This is a genomic window from Janthinobacterium sp. DSP2-3-3 (genome assembly GCF_049897325.1).
In the GTDB taxonomy this organism is placed as follows: Bacteria; Pseudomonadota; Gammaproteobacteria; order Burkholderiales; family Burkholderiaceae_D; genus Janthinobacterium.
The window spans coordinates 1-18787 of the sequence record NZ_JAFCWA010000013.1 but is presented as its reverse complement, the minus strand read 5'-3'; the positions used below and the strand labels follow the sequence as shown (position 1 = coordinate 18787).

The window sequence follows — 18787 nt, the reverse complement described above, 5'->3', positions numbered from 1 at the left end:
TGCAATATCAAGAAAATATAGGATAACTCAAGAAACCCATGCTGACACATCAACGCAAACAGTACTTGCTGGACTTGCTCCAGCGCGAAGGGCAAATCGTCGCCAAGGCCGTCAGTGATGCCTTGGGCTTGTCGGAAGACACGATACGACGCGACCTGCGCGAGCTGGCAAAAGAAGGGTTATTGGAACGCGTACACGGTGGCGCCCTGCCCTTGCTGCCGCGCTCGCCCGCGCTGGCCCCGTTTGCGGGGCGCGAGCAGATATCACCCGAAGCCAAACCCGCCATCGGCCGCGCGGCGGCCGCCATGATACAAACGGGACAAGTGGTGTTCCTCGATGGCGGCACGACCGCCGTGCAACTGGCGCGCCAGTTGCCGCGCGAATTGCGCGCCACCATCGTCACGCATAGTCCGTCGATTTCCGTCGAACTGGTGAATCACCCTGGCATCGAGGTGCTGATGCTGGGCGGACGCCTGTACAAGCACTCCATCGTGGGCGTCGGCGCGGCCACCGTGGAAGCCATAGCCCGCATCCGCGCCGACCTGTATTTCATGGGCGTGTCCAGCCTGCATCCGCAAGCGGGCATCACCACGGGCGATTACGAAGAAGCATGCGTGAAGCGCGCGCTGAGCGAGGCGTCAAACCGCACCGTCGTGCTAGCCTCGCCGGAAAAATTCAATACGGCTTCGCCGTTCCAAATCGTACCCTTGAGCCAGGTCAACGACATCATCGTGCACCGCGACGTCGACGATGCGTTACTGGCCCCCTACCGCGAGATGGGAATTACCGTTACCCTGGCATGAAAAAAGCGGCCCACAGGCCGCTTTCAAATGACACTTTTACTGTGGCCAAATCGCCTGCAACACGGCGGCCAGGTGATAGCCGCCCTCGATCAGCTGCTGCTTCGCCAGCGCCGAACTGGGCACGGGATAATTGTCCGGCACCGTCAAGGCCCAGACGTTATACACCTCGCCCTTGCGGCTGGTCTGCTGGGTGGCCGGGCCGGGCACCACGTCCGTAAAAGCAATCTTTGAAGCCGCCAGCGAGGCATCGGCCCACTGATACGGCCAGGTGGAAGGGTCGCCGCTATTGGCGCTCACCACAGGCGCGCTGGCGATCACGGTGCGGGCGAACTGCTGAGGCGTACGCGTGCTCAGGCGGCGCATGGCGTAATCGACCACGGTCGTATCCCAGTAGGAATGCAGGGGCTTGGTGGGCGACTTCGGATACGCGCTGGCGGGCTTGAGCGCGCCCTCTTCCGCCGGTAGCGGCGCGGGAATCACGGCGTCCGACAGTGCCGTCATCTTCGCATCGTCGAGCAGCAGGTCGTTGCCGCCGCGTGCGTTGAAAATGGCGACGTCGTCAATCTGCGCCTGCGTCGCGGGCACGAAAAACTGGCCATCCTTGCCGAGAAACGCATTGCCCACATGCAAAGGCTGGTGGATATCGCCCACCAGGTGCGTGATCAGGATCAGGGCTTCGCGCTGGCTGAAGCCATGCGGATTACTGGCCGCATCAGCCTTGCCTTGCAATACCAGGATCGCCTGCTTAAGCGTCTGCACGATATCGTCATCGGCCGTGCCCACGCCATGATCATGGTAGTGCGCGTTCTGGAACGGCACATTCGTGTAATGGTATTCGCCATGCTTGGGGTTTGCCGCGACAAAGGTCAGCATTTCCGGCGTTTGCGGACCGCAATACGTGCCCTTCACGCAATCGGGCCAGTTGGCGATCTTTTCCAGGTTTTCGCCAGGCAACAGCAACTTGGCTACCTGAGCCTGTGCCGCGCTACCCTTGAGCAATTGATCGGCGATGGCGCCCACGGCGCGGTGGCCGTCATTGCCCCAGGCCAGCACATTACCGGTAGCAAAAGTGGCGCCCAGCGCCAGCACGCAGAGTAATTTTTTCATGTTCAGCATTACTCCTTGCCTTGCGGCGCGGCCTTGGCCGGCTTCGGATACTGCTTGTTGATGTCGATGGGCTGCGCATAGACCGAGCTCCACGTCTGCTCATGCAGCGCGGCAATACGCTGTGCCATGGCGTCGTTGCGCAGCACCACTTCCAGGTTGCGCGACAAATCGAAATAGCCGCCCGCCCAATTGCTCGTGCCGACCCAGGCCAGCTTGCCGTCAATGCTCATGGTCTTGCTGTGGATCACGCGCGCAAATGGAATGAAACCCGTCGAAGCGGCAGGAATCGTCACGATGCGGATTTCCACGTTCGGCACCAGGGCCAGGCTTTTCAGGTAGGCGATGGCGGGCGCTTCCGTGTTCCAGCTTGACACCATCAGCTTGATCTTGACGCCACGCTGGGCGGCTGCGCGCACGGCGTTGTCAATCACGGCGTAGTACGGACGCGTGCGGTTCGGGCCATACGACAGCGGCGCGTAATCGAGCAGCTGGATGCGTACTTCGCTTTTCGCTTCCGCCAGCAAAGCGGGCAAACCCGTTTCCGAATCGCCCACGCCGGCCGGGTTATACGCATTCGGGCTGGCCAGCAAAAACGCGTTTTGCGCGTAGTTGGCCGGCACCACCTTGCTGTTGAGCACCGTGGCACGGCCGCCTTGCGACGTCAGCGCCTGAGCTTGCCAATCCTGCTCGAAGATGGCGTGCACCTGGCCCACCATCGTCGCTTCCGTGATCTTCAAGCCCGTTTCATGGATGTGCTCGAACGAGCGCCAGTCAAAATTCTGGCTGCCGATGTACGCCACCTTGCCATCGACGGCCAGGTATTTCGCGTGCACGATACCGTTGCCCGTGATTTTATTGAAATCGATGAGGCGCAAGTCCAGGTTGGGAATGGCCTTGATCTGGGCGATGGTCGCCGCTTCCGACAAGCCCACGCCCTTCTGGTCCAACAGGAAGCGAATTTTCACGCCACGCTGGCCGGCCGCCGTCAAACTGGCCAACACCTTGTCAAAAGCCGTGCCCGGCTTGCTGACAGCATAGAACTGGGCAATGACGATTTCTTTCTTGGCCGAATCGAACAGCTCGCTCCACACGGCAACGGGTTCGCGCAGGTCGGGATTGGTCAAGCTCGTTTCCACGGGCGAGGTGTGCACCAGCTCAAAGCCGGGAATCGTGAAATCCGCGTGGGCGGTGCCCGCGAACAGGCTGGAGAGAAGAACGGAAACAAATAAACGACGCATGGTTTTTCCTTGTAAATTATTTGATGCGCACGATGCGCCCGGCCGCCGTGGCGCTGCCAGCGGGCTTGCCGGCGCGCGCACGGTCGATCAGGTAATTGCTGAAAGCGTCGATGTCGCGCACGCCCGTGTCCAGGCGGCGCGTGCCCGCCGCCAGCACGGTGAAGCGGTCGCCGCCTCCGGCCAGGAAACTGTTGGCGGCGACACGGTATTGTTGGCCGTCATCAATGGCCACGCCATTCAGCATGATGCTGCCCGGCAGCACGCGCTGGCCCTGCGGCTGCGTGCTGTCCCAGCGGTAGCTGAAGCCTTCCGACACTTGCAGCAGATTGCCCTCGCCTGCCTCTTCGCCCGGCCATTGCTGTTCGAGCAAGGTACGGATTTGCGCGCCAGAAAGACTCACGACGATAAGGGTATTGCCGAACGGTACAACTGCCTGGTTCTGGCCCACGTTCGTCATCAGGTCGGCGCCCGCTTCCAAGTCCTTGCGGATGCCGCCATTATTCATCAGGGCGATTTGCGCACCGGCAGCGCGCGCGCCGAACAGGGTGCTGTCAGCCACCAAGTCGCCCAGCGCGGAAGCACCGCCACCCTTGGTGCTGCGGCCCACGTTCGGCACGGCGATGATAGCCACGGGGCGCGACAATTCCGCCGCACTGCGTTGCTTGACCGATTCCAGGTAGGCTGCCACGGCCGGGTCCGGCTCATACATGCCTGGCAGCATGACGACGTTTTGCGCGCTGGCATCGACGACCGCATTCTTGACGGGATCGACCTTGAGCTTGATGCGCGTCAACATGTGTCCGCCCATCTGTGCCTGCGTCACCAGCCGGCCATCGACACGGCACAGATAGCCCTGATGCGAATGGCCGCTGATGACCAGCTGAATGGCCGGGTCGAGGCGTTTCACCACGTCGACCACTTCGCCCTTCAAATGGCTGCAATCGGCCTGATCGACGGCTTCCTTCGTCTCGCCGCCCTGGTGCAGCAGCACGACGAACACGCCCACGCCTTGCGCGCGCAACTGCGGCAAGGTGGCGTTGATGGCGTCCGCCTCATCGCCGAACTGCAGGCCGGCAATGCCGGCGGCCGTCACCACGGACGGCGTATCTTTCAGCACGGCGCCGATCAGGCCCACCTTGACGCCATGTGCCTCTTCGATCCGGTAAGCGGGCAGCAGGGACTTGCCCGTTTGCGTGTCGATGACATTGGCCGCCAGATAGGTGTAGCTGGCGCCCTTGAAGTCCGGCGTGAACTTGCACGCCTTGTCCGCGCGCGCTGAGTCGCAGCCGCCGCGCTGCTGGCGCAGCAATTCCGCCTTGCCCTGGTCAAATTCATGGTTGCCGACCGAACTGGCCTTCATGCCCAGCATGTTCATGGCCACGATGCTGGGCTCGTCCGCCCACATCGCCGACATGGCGGGGCTGGCACCGACCAGGTCGCCATTGCCGACAAAGATCAGCTGCGCATCTTCGCGCCGCCACGCCGTCAGGGCGCCAGACAAGGTATCGATGCCGCCGGCCTGCACCGTCCTGCGCTCGGCATCGGCGGTACTCGTGTAGGTGAATTTGCTGCGGTCGAGGTTGCCGTGGAAGTCGTTCAGGGCGACCAGATTGATATCGACGGGCGCCACGGGATGGGTGGCGCAACCGGTCAGCAGCAAGGTCAGTGCCGCCGCCGCGGCGAGTGGTGTCAGATGATGTTTCATGGTCCCCACATGGTTATCAGTATTCAAAAATGCTATCTCATCCGGGGCGACGCCACGCGCCGCAAGCCCGTCCGAGCATTACAGGAAAGCAGAACATAAACGAAAAACGGCCGGTGTCGCCACCAGCCGTTTACAACTTCAGTCAAGCGTCGAGATTAGAACTCGTACTTGACCGTAGCCTGGATTGCCCATTGGGACTCACCCTTGTTTTGACGCACATCATAGTTTTCCACTTTGTCGCGGACTTGGTAGATGTAACGGCCTTGAGCGTCGAGACCTGCGAAGTCAACAAAGCTGCGTGCCTGACCGCCACCGGATTGGAAGCCGATTTCATTGATACGGCCCCACTTGCGGTTGATCATATTGCCCACGTTGAAGAAGTCCATCGTGAACACGCCTTTATTGCCCTTGAAGAAGCCTGGGACTTCTTGGCTAATACGCATGTCAAAGCTGTTGGTCCATGGCGCAAAACTGCCATTACGGGAAGCAACACCACCAGCGGATTTTTTCAGATCCGGGTTATTGTTGACAAAAGCCCAGAAACGGTCTTCGTTGGCATGGTTGGTCGCAGTGTCGTTGCGGAACACCACTTCACCCGAACCGGGTTTCGATGGAATGTACAACAGGTCGTTACCCTGCACGCCGTCGCCGTTCAAGTCATTGTTGACAGTCCAGCTGTAAGGCTTGCCCTTACGGCCTTCATAGAACAGGCCGAAGCTTGTTTTATACGTGCCAAAGAAACGTTTTTGCCAGTTGATCATGGCATTGAAACGATCTTTTACCAGATAGCCCGAGTTCGCCGCCACTTCTTCATTCGGATTGAAAATACTGCGAGCGTTGAAGTTCGAGTTCGAGACCGACGACGTCAGTGGCGATACTTCCGTTGCATCGGTGTAGGTATAGGCAACCGACCAACCGAAGCCTTTGGTCATTGGCTGGCTCAGCGACAGAGTCACCAGATTGCCCTCGCCCTTGTCCGTTTTCTTGGCAACAAGTACGTTGTTGTAGGCCGTATTTTTCAAGGCACGCGAAACAGCGCCCGAGCAGACAGGATTGGCCGATGAGCTCAAAGCGCCCGTGGCGGTCCAACAAGCCGTATTGTAAGCGTTAGCCGAGTAGTACAGATTACGTCCATCCGAGCCGGTTGCCGTCGGCGTACCCAAGTTCAGGTGCTCGTAGTAAATTGCATCCTTGTTCTTCGTACGCAGGTACTCTGCGCCGAAAACCAGACCCATCCATGGCAATTCATGCTCGAACGCAAGGTTGGCTTTCCAGATCGATGGCTGGCGCAGGTTCGGCGACAGGAAGTCGACGTTGGCTGCAGCATCGCCCAGATTGGTTGGCTGTTTGTCAGGATCAGGGTTGAACAGGCCGCCCACAGTTGCACATGGCTTGAAGCTGCCGCCGCAACCAACGACGCGGGTTGCCATGCCGGAGTTCGCAAATGGATTCGACATCCAGACGGTCGCTGCCGCACCTTGGAACAAGCCGGCACCGCCACGGATTTGCGTCGGACGGGCACTGTCAAACGTATAGTTGAAGCCGACGCGCGGCTGCACCAGGGTCTGGCCATCAATGGTCTGGGTATTATCCAGTCCGAAGCCGCCGGTTTGCGCCGTACCGCCGAGGCCGATGCGACCGCCCGTGGCAACACCTGCGACCAGCGCAGCCGATGCAGCCGCGTTGCGCGTAGGACGCTCGCCTATGGCGGCTTTATCGACACGCACGCCGTACTGGACGGTCAGGCGTTTGTTGACGGACCACACATCTTGCAGGAACAAGCCATAATTTTTCAGGCTGAAATCGGCAGCGGCGCCATCAAGCGTACCGCCCGCGACGGGAATCTGCACCTGATACGAGCTAGGACGGCCAATGCGGAAGTTTTCCAGGATGGCTTGCTGGATAGTTTCAGGCGACGAAGCAGTCGCGCCGCCACAGGTTACGTTGCCGAACGAGTACTTATAGGTCGCCGAGCTATTCGTACAGTTGAATGTGTAATTGCCGTTGATATTTTGGGCAAACAGGTTATACACATCGTTCTTGCTGTAATCGCCGCCAAACTTGATTTCATGATCACCCACAGCCCAGTTCGCGCCCAGGTAGGCATCCTTGGTCTTGGTCGTCAGGACGTTCAGTTGCCGACTCATTTCCGTACCGAAGTTCAGGAAACGGTTATCAGTCGGTACGCCGGCTGGCGAGCCGGCAGGATTGGCGCCGGTAAACTGCAGGCCGATCGCTGGCAAGCGCGAGTTGTTCGATGGCGTGCTTTCATAGTCGCGCGATGAAACTTTGAATTCGGTCGAGAAAGTTGGCGTCCAGTCAGCAAACCATTGGCCAACAACGGTTTCGATCTTCTTATTCTGCGTGTACCAGTAAGAATTGAGCGACAAGCCGGTGGCCGACACGCCAGGGAACATCGGTTCGGATTGGTCCGTTTTCGAATAACGGACCATGGCGCGATGGTTATCGTTGATATTCCAGTCCAGTTTCAACAGGGTATCGTTCACCAACAGTTGGGTGCCCGCTGGGATTGCCGTGGTGCCAATATCGAGGCCACCGTAATTATTCTTGGCGATCGCTTGCGCAGCGGCAATTGCGGCATCGGAAATACCGACGTTGGTCTTGTTGCTGCCCAGTGGGCCAAACGATGGCGCGGTGCGCGTGCTTTCCAGGCGCTCTTTGTTGGCGAAGAAGAAGAGTTTGTCTTTGATCAACGGGCCGCCGACGGTAACGCCCTTGGTCGTTTCGCGGAATGGCTCAGGGGAGCTATAGGTGTCTTTGTTGTTATCATAACGATCACCAGCCATCTTGTCGTTACGGAAGACGAAATAGGCGCTGCCTTTGAATTCGTTGGTACCGGACTTGGTTACAGCATTGATATTGGCGCCCGTATAGCCTTTTTGCGTCACGTCATAATTGGCGACGTTGACTTGCACGGACTGGATCGCTTCGATCGAAATCGGTTGCTTGGCAGTCGGACTGCCATTCGATTCCAGGCCGAAGGTGTCGTTCACAGCCACGCCATCGATAGTCATCGAGTTATAGCGAGAATTTTGACCTGCCACGGACAATTCGCCGCGCTCTTTATCGGTTTGCGAAACACGCGGGTCAGAACGGGCGTAATCTTGCAGATTGCGCTGGATCGACGCTTGCATGGCCAGCTCCGTTGGCCCGATGCTGGTGCCGGCGCCCATGTTGGACTTGCTGAATTTATCCGAACGGCCAGCACTGCCAGTCACGCTCACGGTTTGCATTGGCGCACCCAGGGTGGCGTCCACGCTGGCCGTTTCAGCCAGTTGCACATACACGCCTTCGCGTTTTTCAACTTCACCATTCTTGGTGATGGTGATGGTGTAGGGACCGCCAGCGCGCAAGCCGCGGGCGACGTAGCGGCCTTCCGCATCGGTCGTCACATTGCTGACGGAACCCGATTCGGTGTGCACGATGGTAACAGTGGCGCCAGCTGCCGGCTTGCCGTCGGTGGCCGAGATACGGCCGCCAATGGAAGACGTAGTGTTCTGTGCGAACGATGGTACCGCCGCCAGTGCAATAGACAGGCTGAACGCGATTTGCGTTAGCCGAAGTCGCTTGTGATTGATCATCTTTAACCCCAGAAAAGACTATTATTTTTGAAAATCCTGGATTGCCCCACCGTCCGGCTGCGCCGCACAGCAACACAAACACAACATTTCCTCTTTACGATGCTGCAACTGTTACGCCGGCTGGGCTGGCTGCGGTCTTGACAAGACCATCACAAAACGCCGCTCCACACATCACAACTATTCCTATCCAGACAATAAGGGCGGAAAAACTGCCTCCGATCCGTACAACCCAGGGCGCTAGCACCTGTGTCATTCACCCGACATGCCTACCCGGCTAACATGGCAAGCCGCGAGTGTAATTGTTAAATATTTCAAGACTGTGACACGGCGATAAAATGCAGTGGAATGCCGTCATTTAGCTGCGCGACTGTTTGTTTCACACTGCATCTCACCTTTATTTACTGCAAATACCCATCTTCATGCGATATCGCCCATATGAATTGTGACTTTTTAATATCACATCCATCTCACTATGCATCATCAAAAAATGGATGACAAATACGTTTTTTTTTACATATTTATATATTTTAAGTATAAATAACATGGAGTAACTAGCTGGATTGATATCGTGCTGACAGTGTCCGGGCTTATGGCGCGAGATTATAAATGAGCAATATGTACTTGAAATTGATTCATCCATGAAATTGGATAAAGTCGTGTATCTGTCGTCAATTGTGTCGCATGGCCGCCACAAAGTTAACAAAACAACAGCTCGGGGATTTGAGAGAGGAAATGAAAAACGGCCGGAAGATCCGGCCGCCCTGAAAGTATCAGTTGTGAACGTCGCGCAACTTACGGTTTTCTACTCTTGCCGCTCCGGTCGGCGGCGGCAATTTGCGCTTCAAAGCGGGTAAAACGGGCATCGAGTGCTTTCAGCAAACGCTGCTTGTCCGCTTCCGCCAGGAAGGAATACCGCAGGCTGTTATAGGACAGCTTTTTGATTTCCGCATAATCGGTCTTGTACTGGCTGGCAAACAGCACGTATTCATTCGACAGGGTATTGCGCGAGACGCCAGCGTCATCGGTGGAGATGACGAATGGCACGCCGTACTTGCGGTACAGGGTGATCGGATGGGCCTGGCCCTTGATACCGAGAATGTAATCGTTGCTGGTCAGGTTCACTTCCACGGGTATGCCCCGTTCGCGCATCTTCTGCATGGTCGCCAGCGCATTATGCTCGTAGGCGATATCCATGCCGTGGCCGATACGGTCGGCGCCTGCCACATCGACGGCTTCAGCGATATGGAAAGCCATGCCTTCCGGCGGCACCATGCCCAGCGCCAACTCACCGGCATGCAAGGCGATCTTGACGTTCGGATATTTTGCCTTGAGGAACTTGAACATTTCCATGTGCAGGCTGTAATCGCGCATGGACACATTCACGCTTTCCTGGCCCACGATGTTCACGCCCACCAGCAAGGGATTCAGGCTCGCTGCCTTGAACGCGGCCACCATGGACGAGAACACTTGCGATGGCGACAGGAAACGCAGCACATACGCCTGATAACGCATGGTGAAATTAGCGTCATCGATGCCGGCGCTGCTGGCGTTCACGTTGTCGTTATAGGCAGTGATGCTTTTCTGGAAGCCTGTATCCTGCTCGAGGTTCTGCGTCCAGTTGGCCAGCACGGCTTGCAACGCCGCCGGCGGCAAGCCCGGCGCCAGCACCTGCTGGTCGAACTGCGCGTTTTGCACGAATGGCGACAGCTCGAAAATCGTCTCGATGTAACTGAGGTTTTCCGCGATGGCGCGCTGCTTCAGGGTTTTCAAGCCATCGGCCGTGTTGCTCGATGCGACGGGGCCGAAGTAGCCAAAGGTGTCGAAGAAGGTACGGTCCGGCGGCGTCTGGATGGCCCCGTGGTTATAGAAATCCTTGGTCGACCAGCGCTGCAGCAATTCCGCATACAGGCCCGCGTCGGTAAACACTTCCGTAGACGACAGGCAACCACGCTGCGCGGCTGGCTTGGCGCGCTCGGCCGCGACGACGTCCTTGTTGCTTTCGATGCGGTAGGTCGTCTTGTTGACGCAATAGTTTTCCTTGTCGACCCAGTCAAGGAATTGCTCGGCGTAAATGGCGCCCGAGTAATGGTGATGCAAATCACCGCCCTTGGGCATCATGGAAAAAAACAGGCTCAACTCGGCTGTCTTCGGCTGCGCGCCCGCAAGCAGGGCCGCAAAATGGCGCGCGGTGGCCGCTTCATTGGAAGACGGTGCGGCCTGCGCCGTTCCGGTCAATGCCAGCGCGGCGCCAAGCGCCAGGCCAGTGAGTTTCTTGTGCATTCGCGTTCTCGCTCAGGGTAATTCGTATGGAACAACGGGTAGATCAGCCCTGCCCCCGCACATGCACGCACTGTCCGCCCGAATACGTGGCGGCCACGGCACGGTCATCGCCCAGTAGCGCAAAGGCAAACAGCAGTTCCTCCAGGCTTTGACAGCCAGCCGTGCGGCGTTCGAGCAGCGGCGTGGATTGTTTATCCAGCACGATGAAGTCCGCTTCCGTGCCAGCAGCGAAATTGCCCAGCGTGCCTTCCAGTTGCATGGCCCGTGCCGCGCCCAGGGTTGCCAGGTAAAACATGCGCAAGGCGGGCAGATAGCTGCCTTTCAAGCGTGCTACTTTATAGGCTTCGTTCATGGTTTGCAACATCGAGAACGAGGTGCCGCCGCCCACGTCGGTGGCCAGCGAGAGCAGCACGCGCGCCGCATCGGCCCGCTCGAAATCGAACAGGCCGCTACCGAGGAACAGGTTTGACGTAGGACAAATGGCGGCCGCCGAGGACGTTTCCGCCATGCGCGCGCGGTCGCGCTCATCGAGCCAGATGCAGTGGCCAAACATGGCGCGCGGGCGCAACATGCCGTACTGGTCATACACATCGAGGTAGCTGCGCGCCTGCGGATGCAGTTCGCGTACCCAGCGGCACTCATCCTCGTTTTCCGACACGTGGGTTTGCAGATACGTATCCGGATAGGCGCGCGCCAGCTCACCTGCCAGGTGCATCTGTTCATTGGTCGAAGTGGGCACGAAACGGGGCGTGATCGCGTACAGCGAGCGGCCATGCTTGTGCCAGCGCCGGATCAGCTCTTCGCTTTCGCGGGCGCCCGACTCGGCCGTGTCGCGCAGGAACTCCGGGCAATTGCGATCCATCATGACCTTGCCCGCCGCCATGCGCAAGCCGCGCGCTTCGCTGGCGCCGAAGAAGGCATCGACCGATTGCGGATGCACGCTGCCATACACCATGGCCGTGGTGGTACCGCAGCGCAGCAGTTCATCGAGGAAAAACTCGGCGACATTACGCGCGTGGACAGGGTCTTCAAACGCACGCTCGGTGGGGAAGGTGTACGTTTCCAGCCATGGCAGCAAACCGGGCGCGGGCGAGGCGATCATTTCCGTCTGCGGGAAATGCAAATGCGTGTCGATAAAACCGGGCACGATCAGCTTGCCCCGGTAATCGACGATATGCGTGCCAGGCGGCAAAGTCGCTTGCAGCTGTGCGTAATCGCCGGCCGCCACGACCTTGCCATCGGCCACGATCAGCAAGCCGTCCGCATGCCAGGCGTGCGCCTCCTCTTTGACAGCGGGATCGGCGTGGAAGTGCAGCAAGCTGGCGCGGTAAGCTTGCAATGTGGCAGGTACAATCAACATGACTTCTTTCTATAACGGGTGTGTGGCGGCGCGTGGTTGGCGGCGCGTCGGTGCGCTGGCAGAGGCCAGCCGCAGCGGTGCGGCCAGGGAGGCAGCGGCCGCTTCCTCCCACACCATGAGTAATTGACAGGCAACGGAGGCGGCGATCACGGCCGGTGCCTTGTTGCGGATGCCCGGCAAGCCAATGGGGCAGACCATGGCGGCAATGCGTTCGTCCGGCACGCCGCGCGCCTGCAGGCGGTGCTCGAACTGCCTGCGTTTTGTGTGCGAACCGATCAAACCGAACCAGCCTGCGTCCATGCGCGCCATGATGACTTCCGTCAAACGCTGATCGAGCGCATGACTGTGCGTCATGACGAGAAAACTGCCGCCCGGCGGTGCCATGGCGACATATTCCTCGGGCGTATCGGTGGCGGCGATGTGCACGTTATCTGGCAACCCCGCCGGCAACGCTGCGAGAAACATTTCTTCGCGTTCATCGACCCAGGTGATATTGCAGGGCAAGTCGGCCAGCGCGCGCACGATGGCGGCGCCCACGTGGCCGGCGCCGAACAGGGTCAGGTGCGCGCGCGGCGCAAGGCAGGGGTCGATCAGCCAGCGCCGCCCCTGGCCATCCTGCGCCACATGGGTTGCGCGCTCGCGCGAAAACGTGTCGGGCGCCTGGGCTGGCGTGCCGGCAATCCAGCGACCGCCAACATCGAACAGGGCCGACGCGGCATCGCCATCTAGCGCCGTGACTTTCCAGCTGTCGTGCTGACGGCGCTCGCGCAAGGCGGCCAGCAATTCTTTCAGGCTGGCATCGACATACTCGAACGCCAGGTGGACGACGCCACCACAGCATTGTCCCAAGCTGGGGCCCAGCGCAAAACGCTCGAGCCGCGCATGGGTGTCTGCCGTGGCCAGCATGGTCTTGGCGATTTCCACGGCGCGCAATTCCAGGTGACCGCCACCGATGGTATCGACCTGGCCATCAAGGGTGACGCGCATCTTCGCGCCCGCCTCGCGCGGTCCGGAACCTTCCACCAGGGCGACCGTCACCAGCACCGATGCCTGCGTGTCATTCTCCATCGCCGTCAGCCAGTCGTTCATCATCGCCTCCTAGCGCCGACGTCGGCCGCTTGCACGGCCATGACCGCCTTGAGGATTTCCTCGCTGGTGGCGGGGGCATTCAGCGGCGGCTGCACGGCATGATGGCCGACGCTGGAAATGGCGTCACGAATGGCAAAGAACACGGAAAATGGCAACAGCAGCGGCGGTTCCCCCACGGCTTTGGAACGGTGGATGCTATCTTCCACATTGCGATTCTGGAACAGCTTGACGCGAAAATCTTCCGGACAATCGGAAATGCCGGGAATTTTGTACGTCGATGGCGCGTGCGTCATCAGTTTGCCCGCCGCATTCCACCACAACTGCTCCGTGGTCAGCCAGCCCATGCCCTGGATAAATGCGCCTTCCACTTGACCCAGATCAATCGCGGGGTTGAGCGACTGGCCCGCGTCATACAAGGCGTCGGCACGCAGCAGCTTCCATTCGCCTGTCAAGGTATCGACCACCACTTCGGCCACGGCCGCGCCATACGCATAGTAGGAAAACGGATGGCCCGTCATTGTCTTTGCATCCCACGACAGCCCGGGCGTGGCATAAAAGCCGTCCGACCACAGTTGTACGCGGGCCAGATAAGCCTTCTGCACCAGCTCGGCAAACGCCACGACGTGACCATTCACGTGGATATGGTTATCGAAGAAGCCCACTGTGCCCGTTTCGCCGCCATACAGTTTGACCGCGTAATCGGCCAGGCGTTCACGGATCTGGCGCGCTGCATCCTGCGCCGCCTTGCCGTTGAGGTCGGCGCCGGTGGATGCCGCCGTGGCCGACGTGTTCGCCACCTTGCTGGTGTCGGTGGCCGTGGCCCGCACCTTGTCCAGGTCCAGTCCCAGCTCGTGCGCCACCACCTGTATGACCTTGGTATTGATGCCCTGTCCCATTTCCGTGCCGCCATGGTTGACCAGCACGGAGCCATCCACGTACACGTGCACAAGGGCGCCAGCCTGGTTAAGATGCGTGACGTTGAAGGCGATACCGAATTTCAAGGGCGTAAACGCCAGGCCCTTTTTCAAAACGGGGCTGGCCTCGTTAAAGGCATCGATGGCGCGGCGGCGCGCGCGGTAATCGCTGCTGCCTTCCAGTTCGGCAACCAGTTCATGGATCACGTTGTCGACGATTTTCTGGCCATACGGCGTGACATTGCGCCCTTCCCCATCATTGCGGCCATAGAAATTGAGCAGGCGGATGTCGAGCGCATCGCGTTGCAAATGGCGGGCGATTTCATCGATCACGTACTCGATGGCAATGGCGCCCTGCGGTCCGCCAAAGCCCCGGAAAGCCGTGTTCGACTGCGTATTCGTCTTGCCGCAGGCGGCACGGATATCCACGTCGGACAAATAATAGGTGTTATCGAAGTGACAGACGGCGCGCGTGGCGACGGGGCCGGACAGGTCGGCCGAATAGCCGGCGCGCGTGGTCATGTCGACCTTGGCGGCAAGGATCCGACCATCGTCGTCGTAGCCCACTTCGTACTCATAATAAAAACAGTGACGCTTGCCTGTCACCAGCATGTCGTCATCGCGGTCGGCGCGCAGTTTGACGGGACGCTTCAGCTTGGCCGCCGCAATCGATGCGGCCGCCGCCCACAGGGCCGACTGCGACTCCTTGCCACCGAAACCGCCACCCATGCGCCGGCATTCGACGGTGATGTTATGCGAATGCACGCCCAGCGCATGCGCCACCACGTGCTGCATCTCGCTCGGATGCTGGGTCGAACACAGCACCAGCATGCCTTGCGCTTCCTTCGGGATGGCGTAGGAAATCTGTCCTTCCAGATAAAACTGTTCCTGGCCGCCCACATACAGCTGGCCCTTGACCGCATGCGGCGCCTTCTCGAACGCGACCTGGTAGTTGCCGCGCGTCAGCTGCATCGGTGGCAGCACGTACGATTGCGCGGCCTTCGCCGCTTGCGGCGTCATGATTGCGGGCAATTCCTCATACGACACTTGCGCCAGGCGGGCGGCGCGGCGCGCATGGTCGTGCGTATCGGCCACCACGATGAAGATGGGTTGGCCCACGTATTGCACCAGATCAAAGGCCAGGATCGGGTCGTCATGGATAATGGGACCGCAATCATTGCTGCCGGGAATGTCCTGTGCCGTGTAGACGGCGACAACCCCTTGCGCGCCACGCACGCCGGACAAATCCATGGCCGTGATGCGCGCGTGCGGCTTTTGCGACAGGCCTAGCGCCGCATGCAATGTGCCTTGCAGTTCGGCGATATCGTCCGTGTAGGTGGCTTCCCCCAGCACATGCAATTGCGCCGATTCATGCGGCATGGGCTTGCCCACGGCGCTCCAGGCGGCCGCTTGCAATTCAGGCGTGGCAGGATGGTTCATGCTGGTCCTTTCAAGCGCGGCAAGCGTAGGCGTTGACGGCAGTGCGCAGCAAAGGCGCATCCGGGCGTGTTTCCAGCCAAAAGCGGCGCAACAGGTTTTGCGCCGTCGTCATGCGATAGGTATTCGAGGCGCGCATGTCCGACAACGGCGCGTAATCGTCGGCCAGCAAGCGCATGGCGATGACGAGGTTGTCTTCCGTCCACGCCTGCCCCAGCAAAAATGCTTCCGTTTGCGCGGCCCGTTGCGGCGTGGCCGCCATGCCGCCAAAGGCGATGCGCGCGTCGACGATACGCTCGCCGTCGAGCTGGAAGGCAAATGCTGCGCACACGGCCGAGATATCCTGGTCGAAGCGTTTCGCCAGTTTATACGTGCGGAAATGCACATCGGCACGGGGCAAAGGCACGCGCACGGCTTCGACGAATTCGCCGGGTTGCAGATCTTTCTTTTGGTAAGCCAGATAGAAGTTTTCCAGCGGCATGCTGCGCTGGCCGGCGGCACCGCGCAGCACGATCTCGCTGCCCAGCGCAATCAGCCATGGCATCGAATCACCGATGGGCGAACCATTCGCCACATTGCCGCCCAGGGTACCCGCGTTGCGGATCGGCAAGGAAGCAAAGCGCTGCCACAGTTCCGACAATTCTTGCGGATAGTGCCCGCACAGCGCCGCATAGGCATCGTTCAGGCTGGCACCAGCACCGATGTGCAGCTTGCCGTCAACGATGGCGATGGTTTTCAGCGCTGCCACGTTGCCGAGATAAATGATGTCACCCAGGTCGCGCAGTTGCTTGGTCACCCACAAGCCCACGTCGGTGGAGCCGGCCAGCAGGCATGCTTGCGGCTTTGCGGCGCGCAGTTCCACCAGTTCCGCGATGCTGCGCGGCGCGTGGAAGTGCTGGCCGCCGTGTTCATAGGTGCTCATGCTTTCGCGCTGCAGCGCCTGCAATTGCTGCGCCAGGGCATCGCGGTCAAATGTCACATGCGGCAGTTCGCCCATGCGTCTGGCCGCATCGATGATGGGCCGGTAACCCGTGCAGCGGCACAGATTGCCCGACAGGCTATCGTCGATTTCGCAGCGCGTAGGCGTCTCGCCGTTTTTCGCCAGGTACATGCCCCACAGCGACATCACGAAACCGGGCGTGCAAAAGCCGCACTGGGAACCGTGGCATTCGACCATCGCCTGCTGCACCGGGTGCAAGGCGCCGTCGGGCTGTTGCAAGTCTTCCACGGAAAACAGGGCCTTGCCATCGAGGGTGGGCGTGAGTTGGATGCAGGCGTTGACGGCCTTCATCTCGACCTGGCCATCCACCAGGCTGCCGATGACCACCGTGCAGGCGCCGCAATCGCCTTCCGCGCAGCCCTCCTTGGTGCCCGTGCAATGCAAATCCTCGCGCAGGTGCTGCAACACAGTCTGCGTAGGGGCGGCGTTGCGTACTTCCTGTACGGCACCACGGTAATAAAAGCGGATCGGTTCTGACATGCTGGCCTCGGTATAGTCCCAGTATAGGAGATTAACACCGGCATATGGGACAACTATATGCAAAGACTGATTTTACTTATCATCCAATATCAATACCTATCCGGCAGTATAGGGATGCGTCGCATGCCAATGATCAGCGATATCGATGCGGCGCGTGATCCACACCTGCTCATGGCGCTGTACATAGTCAAGGAAGCGGGCTAATGCCGCGGCCCGTCCCGGACGCCCCACCAGGCGGCAATGCAAGCCCACCGATAGCATCTTTGGCTGATTCAAGCCGTTCGGATCGCCTTCCGCGTACAGCACATCGAAGGCATCCTTCAGATAATCAAAAAACTGCGTGCCCGAGTTAAAGCCTTGCATAGCGGCAAAGCGCATGTCGTTCGTGTCCAGGGTGTAGGGCACGATCAGCTGCGGCTGCACGGCGGGCAGGCCGGCGGCATCCGTGTACGCCACTTTCTCCCAGAATGGCAAGTCATCGCCGTAATAATCGGCGTCGTAGCGAAAACCGCCATGCTCGACCACCAGTTTTCGCGTATTGGGCGAATCGCGCCCGGTATACCAGCCTTGCGGGGCGGAACCTGTCAATTCGCGGATGATCTGCACGGCTACACGCATGTGTTCGCGTTCCGTCGCTTCATCCATGTTTTGATAGGAAATCCAGCGCAAGCCATGACAAGCGATTTCATGGCCCAATTCCTGGAAGGCGGCCACCGCATCCGGATTGCGTTGCAAGGCCATCGAAACGCCAAACACGGTCAGCGGCAGGCGCCGATCCTCGAACATGCGCAGCAAGCGCCACAGCCCGGCGCGCGAACCGTATTCATAAATCGACTCCATGCTCAGGTGGCGCGCAGGGAAAGCGGCCGCTCCGATTATTTCCGATAAAAACGTTTCCGAAGCGGGATCGCCATGCAGCACGTTGTTTTCCGCCCCTTCCTCGTAATTGAGGACGAATTGCAGGGCGATGCGGGCCTTGCCCGGCCATTGCGGATGGGGTGGCGTGCGGCCATAGCCGATCAAGTCGCGTGGATAATGTTCGTAATTGTTCATGCGGAGGCGCGCCTATAGGAGGACAATGTTGGCTATATGCCCAATCATATAGCCCGGCGCAGTCGCCGGTATATGATTTGCACGATAAGCACAGTCATTCACCCTATATACAGGATAGCAAATGGGAAAACTCAGCACGCATGTACTCGATATCGCCCACGGCAGGCCGGGAGCCGGCGTCAAGGTGGCCCTGTTTTCAGTCGCGCCGGAAGGCAAAGTGTTATTAAAGATGGATATGACGAACAGCGACGGCCGTTGCAGCACGCCCTTGCTGGAAGGCGAGAGCATGAAGGCGGGTCAATATGAACTGGTGTTCAATGCCGGCGACTATTTCGCTGCCCAAGGTCTCGACTTGCCTACACCACGCTTCATCGACCTGGTGACCCTGGCCTTCGGCATTGCGCATACGGATGAAAACTACCACGTACCGCTGGTGGTATCGCCGTGGTCATATTCGACTTATCGAGGGAGTTAAGCGACGTTTGATGACAAAGGCAGCGCGTAGTGCTGCTTTTTTTACGCCTGTATGCTGTAAAACCTGCCAAAGCATCAGACGAAAAAAAACCCGACCATTTCTGATCGGGTTTTTCTCTTACTACTAATAACAAGCCTGACGATAACCTACTTTCACACTGGTTGCAGCACTATCATCGGCGCAAAGTTGTTTCACGGTCCTGTTCGGGATGGGAAGGGGTGGGACCAACTTGCTATGGTCATCA

General features: G+C 59.3%; 12 protein-coding genes and 1 rRNA gene. 2 read left to right on the top strand and 11 right to left on the bottom strand.

The genetic code is table 11. The annotated features are described in order from the left end of the window. The first annotated feature begins 38 nt into the window (after positions 1-38). Positions 39-803 carry a DeoR/GlpR family DNA-binding transcription regulator gene (locus ACP7DE_RS22670; protein WP_426074207.1) on the top strand — a complete coding sequence of 255 codons (765 nt, stop codon included), beginning with the start codon at positions 39-41 and terminating at the stop codon, positions 801-803. A gap of 36 nt (positions 804-839) precedes the next feature. Here ACP7DE_RS22670 and ACP7DE_RS22665 read toward each other — a convergent pair whose 3' ends face one another. The 10 genes from ACP7DE_RS22665 to puuE form a co-directional block, all read right to left on the bottom strand. Continuing rightward, the gene (locus ACP7DE_RS22665) at positions 840-1910 is read right to left on the bottom strand and encodes a S1/P1 nuclease (RefSeq protein ID WP_426074206.1); all 1071 of its coding nucleotides are present in this window, start codon (positions 1908-1910) and stop codon (positions 840-842) included. Between the two features lie 8 nt (positions 1911-1918). Beyond that, entirely contained in the window at positions 1919-3148 is a 1230-nt protein-coding gene (locus tag ACP7DE_RS22660; protein WP_426074205.1) for a phospholipase D-like domain-containing protein, read from the bottom strand. Between the two features lie 16 nt (positions 3149-3164). Next, entirely contained in the window at positions 3165-4853 is a 1689-nt protein-coding gene (locus ACP7DE_RS22655; RefSeq protein WP_426074204.1) for a bifunctional metallophosphatase/5'-nucleotidase, read from the bottom strand. Between the two features lie 155 nt (positions 4854-5008). Further along, positions 5009-8455 (bottom strand): carboxypeptidase regulatory-like domain-containing protein, encoded by a 3447-nt coding sequence (locus ACP7DE_RS22650; protein WP_426074203.1) that lies wholly within the window; start codon positions 8453-8455, stop codon positions 5009-5011. A 792-nt stretch (positions 8456-9247) separates the two neighbouring features. Then, positions 9248-10735 (bottom strand): adenosine deaminase family protein, encoded by a 1488-nt coding sequence (locus ACP7DE_RS22645; RefSeq protein ID WP_426074202.1) that lies wholly within the window; start codon positions 10733-10735, stop codon positions 9248-9250. 43 nt (positions 10736-10778) lie between these two features. Further along, entirely contained in the window at positions 10779-12095 is a 1317-nt protein-coding gene (guaD, locus tag ACP7DE_RS22640) for a guanine deaminase (protein ID WP_426074201.1), read from the bottom strand. 9 nt (positions 12096-12104) lie between these two features. Next, complete coding sequence (gene xdhC, locus ACP7DE_RS22635) at positions 12105-13184, bottom strand: xanthine dehydrogenase accessory protein XdhC (RefSeq protein WP_426074331.1); 1080 nt, start codon at positions 13182-13184, stop codon at positions 12105-12107. Further along, positions 13184-15538: a xanthine dehydrogenase molybdopterin binding subunit gene (gene xdhB, locus ACP7DE_RS22630; RefSeq protein ID WP_426074200.1), complete on the bottom strand. Its 2355-nt coding sequence runs from the start codon at positions 15536-15538 to the stop codon at positions 13184-13186. Before xdhB ends, xdhC begins: the two co-directional genes overlap by 1 nt. Before the next feature lie 10 nt (positions 15539-15548). Next, the gene (gene xdhA, locus ACP7DE_RS22625; protein WP_426074199.1) at positions 15549-17015 is read right to left on the bottom strand and encodes a xanthine dehydrogenase small subunit; all 1467 of its coding nucleotides are present in this window, start codon (positions 17013-17015) and stop codon (positions 15549-15551) included. Positions 17016-17111: 96 nt separating this feature from the next. Then, positions 17112-18068: an allantoinase PuuE gene (gene puuE, locus ACP7DE_RS22620; protein WP_426074197.1), complete on the bottom strand. Its 957-nt coding sequence runs from the start codon at positions 18066-18068 to the stop codon at positions 17112-17114. A 121-nt stretch (positions 18069-18189) separates the two neighbouring features. Between puuE and uraH the strand changes: the two genes are divergently transcribed. Next, complete coding sequence (gene uraH, locus ACP7DE_RS22615; RefSeq protein ID WP_426074196.1) at positions 18190-18543, top strand: hydroxyisourate hydrolase; 354 nt, start codon at positions 18190-18192, stop codon at positions 18541-18543. Positions 18544-18676: 133 nt separating this feature from the next. On the opposite strand, the gene rrf is transcribed toward uraH, so the two are convergent. Next, positions 18677-18787: ribosomal RNA gene (gene rrf / locus ACP7DE_RS22610) — 5S ribosomal RNA — on the bottom strand; the annotation flags it as partial.

What these genes read in the sequence shown, in the direction of transcription:
- ACP7DE_RS22670 (WP_426074207.1), top strand. Translation starts at nt 39, where the DNA reads ATGCTGACACATCAACGCAAACAGTACTTGCTGGACTTGCTCCAGCGC.
- ACP7DE_RS22665 (WP_426074206.1), bottom strand. Translation starts at nt 1,910, where the DNA reads ATGAAAAAATTACTCTGCGTGCTGGCGCTGGGCGCCACTTTTGCTACC.
- ACP7DE_RS22660 (WP_426074205.1), bottom strand. Translation starts at nt 3,148, where the DNA reads ATGCGTCGTTTATTTGTTTCCGTTCTTCTCTCCAGCCTGTTCGCGGGC.
- ACP7DE_RS22655 (WP_426074204.1), bottom strand. Translation starts at nt 4,853, where the DNA reads ATGAAACATCATCTGACACCACTCGCCGCGGCGGCGGCACTGACCTTG.
- ACP7DE_RS22650 (WP_426074203.1), bottom strand. Translation starts at nt 8,455, where the DNA reads ATGATCAATCACAAGCGACTTCGGCTAACGCAAATCGCGTTCAGCCTG.
- ACP7DE_RS22645 (WP_426074202.1), bottom strand. Translation starts at nt 10,735, where the DNA reads ATGCACAAGAAACTCACTGGCCTGGCGCTTGGCGCCGCGCTGGCATTG.
- guaD (WP_426074201.1), bottom strand. Translation starts at nt 12,095, where the DNA reads ATGTTGATTGTACCTGCCACATTGCAAGCTTACCGCGCCAGCTTGCTG.
- xdhC (WP_426074331.1), bottom strand. Translation starts at nt 13,184, where the DNA reads ATGAACGACTGGCTGACGGCGATGGAGAATGACACGCAGGCATCGGTG.
- xdhB (WP_426074200.1), bottom strand. Translation starts at nt 15,538, where the DNA reads ATGAACCATCCTGCCACGCCTGAATTGCAAGCGGCCGCCTGGAGCGCC.
- xdhA (WP_426074199.1), bottom strand. Translation starts at nt 17,015, where the DNA reads ATGTCAGAACCGATCCGCTTTTATTACCGTGGTGCCGTACAGGAAGTA.
- puuE (WP_426074197.1), bottom strand. Translation starts at nt 18,068, where the DNA reads ATGAACAATTACGAACATTATCCACGCGACTTGATCGGCTATGGCCGC.
- uraH (WP_426074196.1), top strand. Translation starts at nt 18,190, where the DNA reads ATGGGAAAACTCAGCACGCATGTACTCGATATCGCCCACGGCAGGCCG.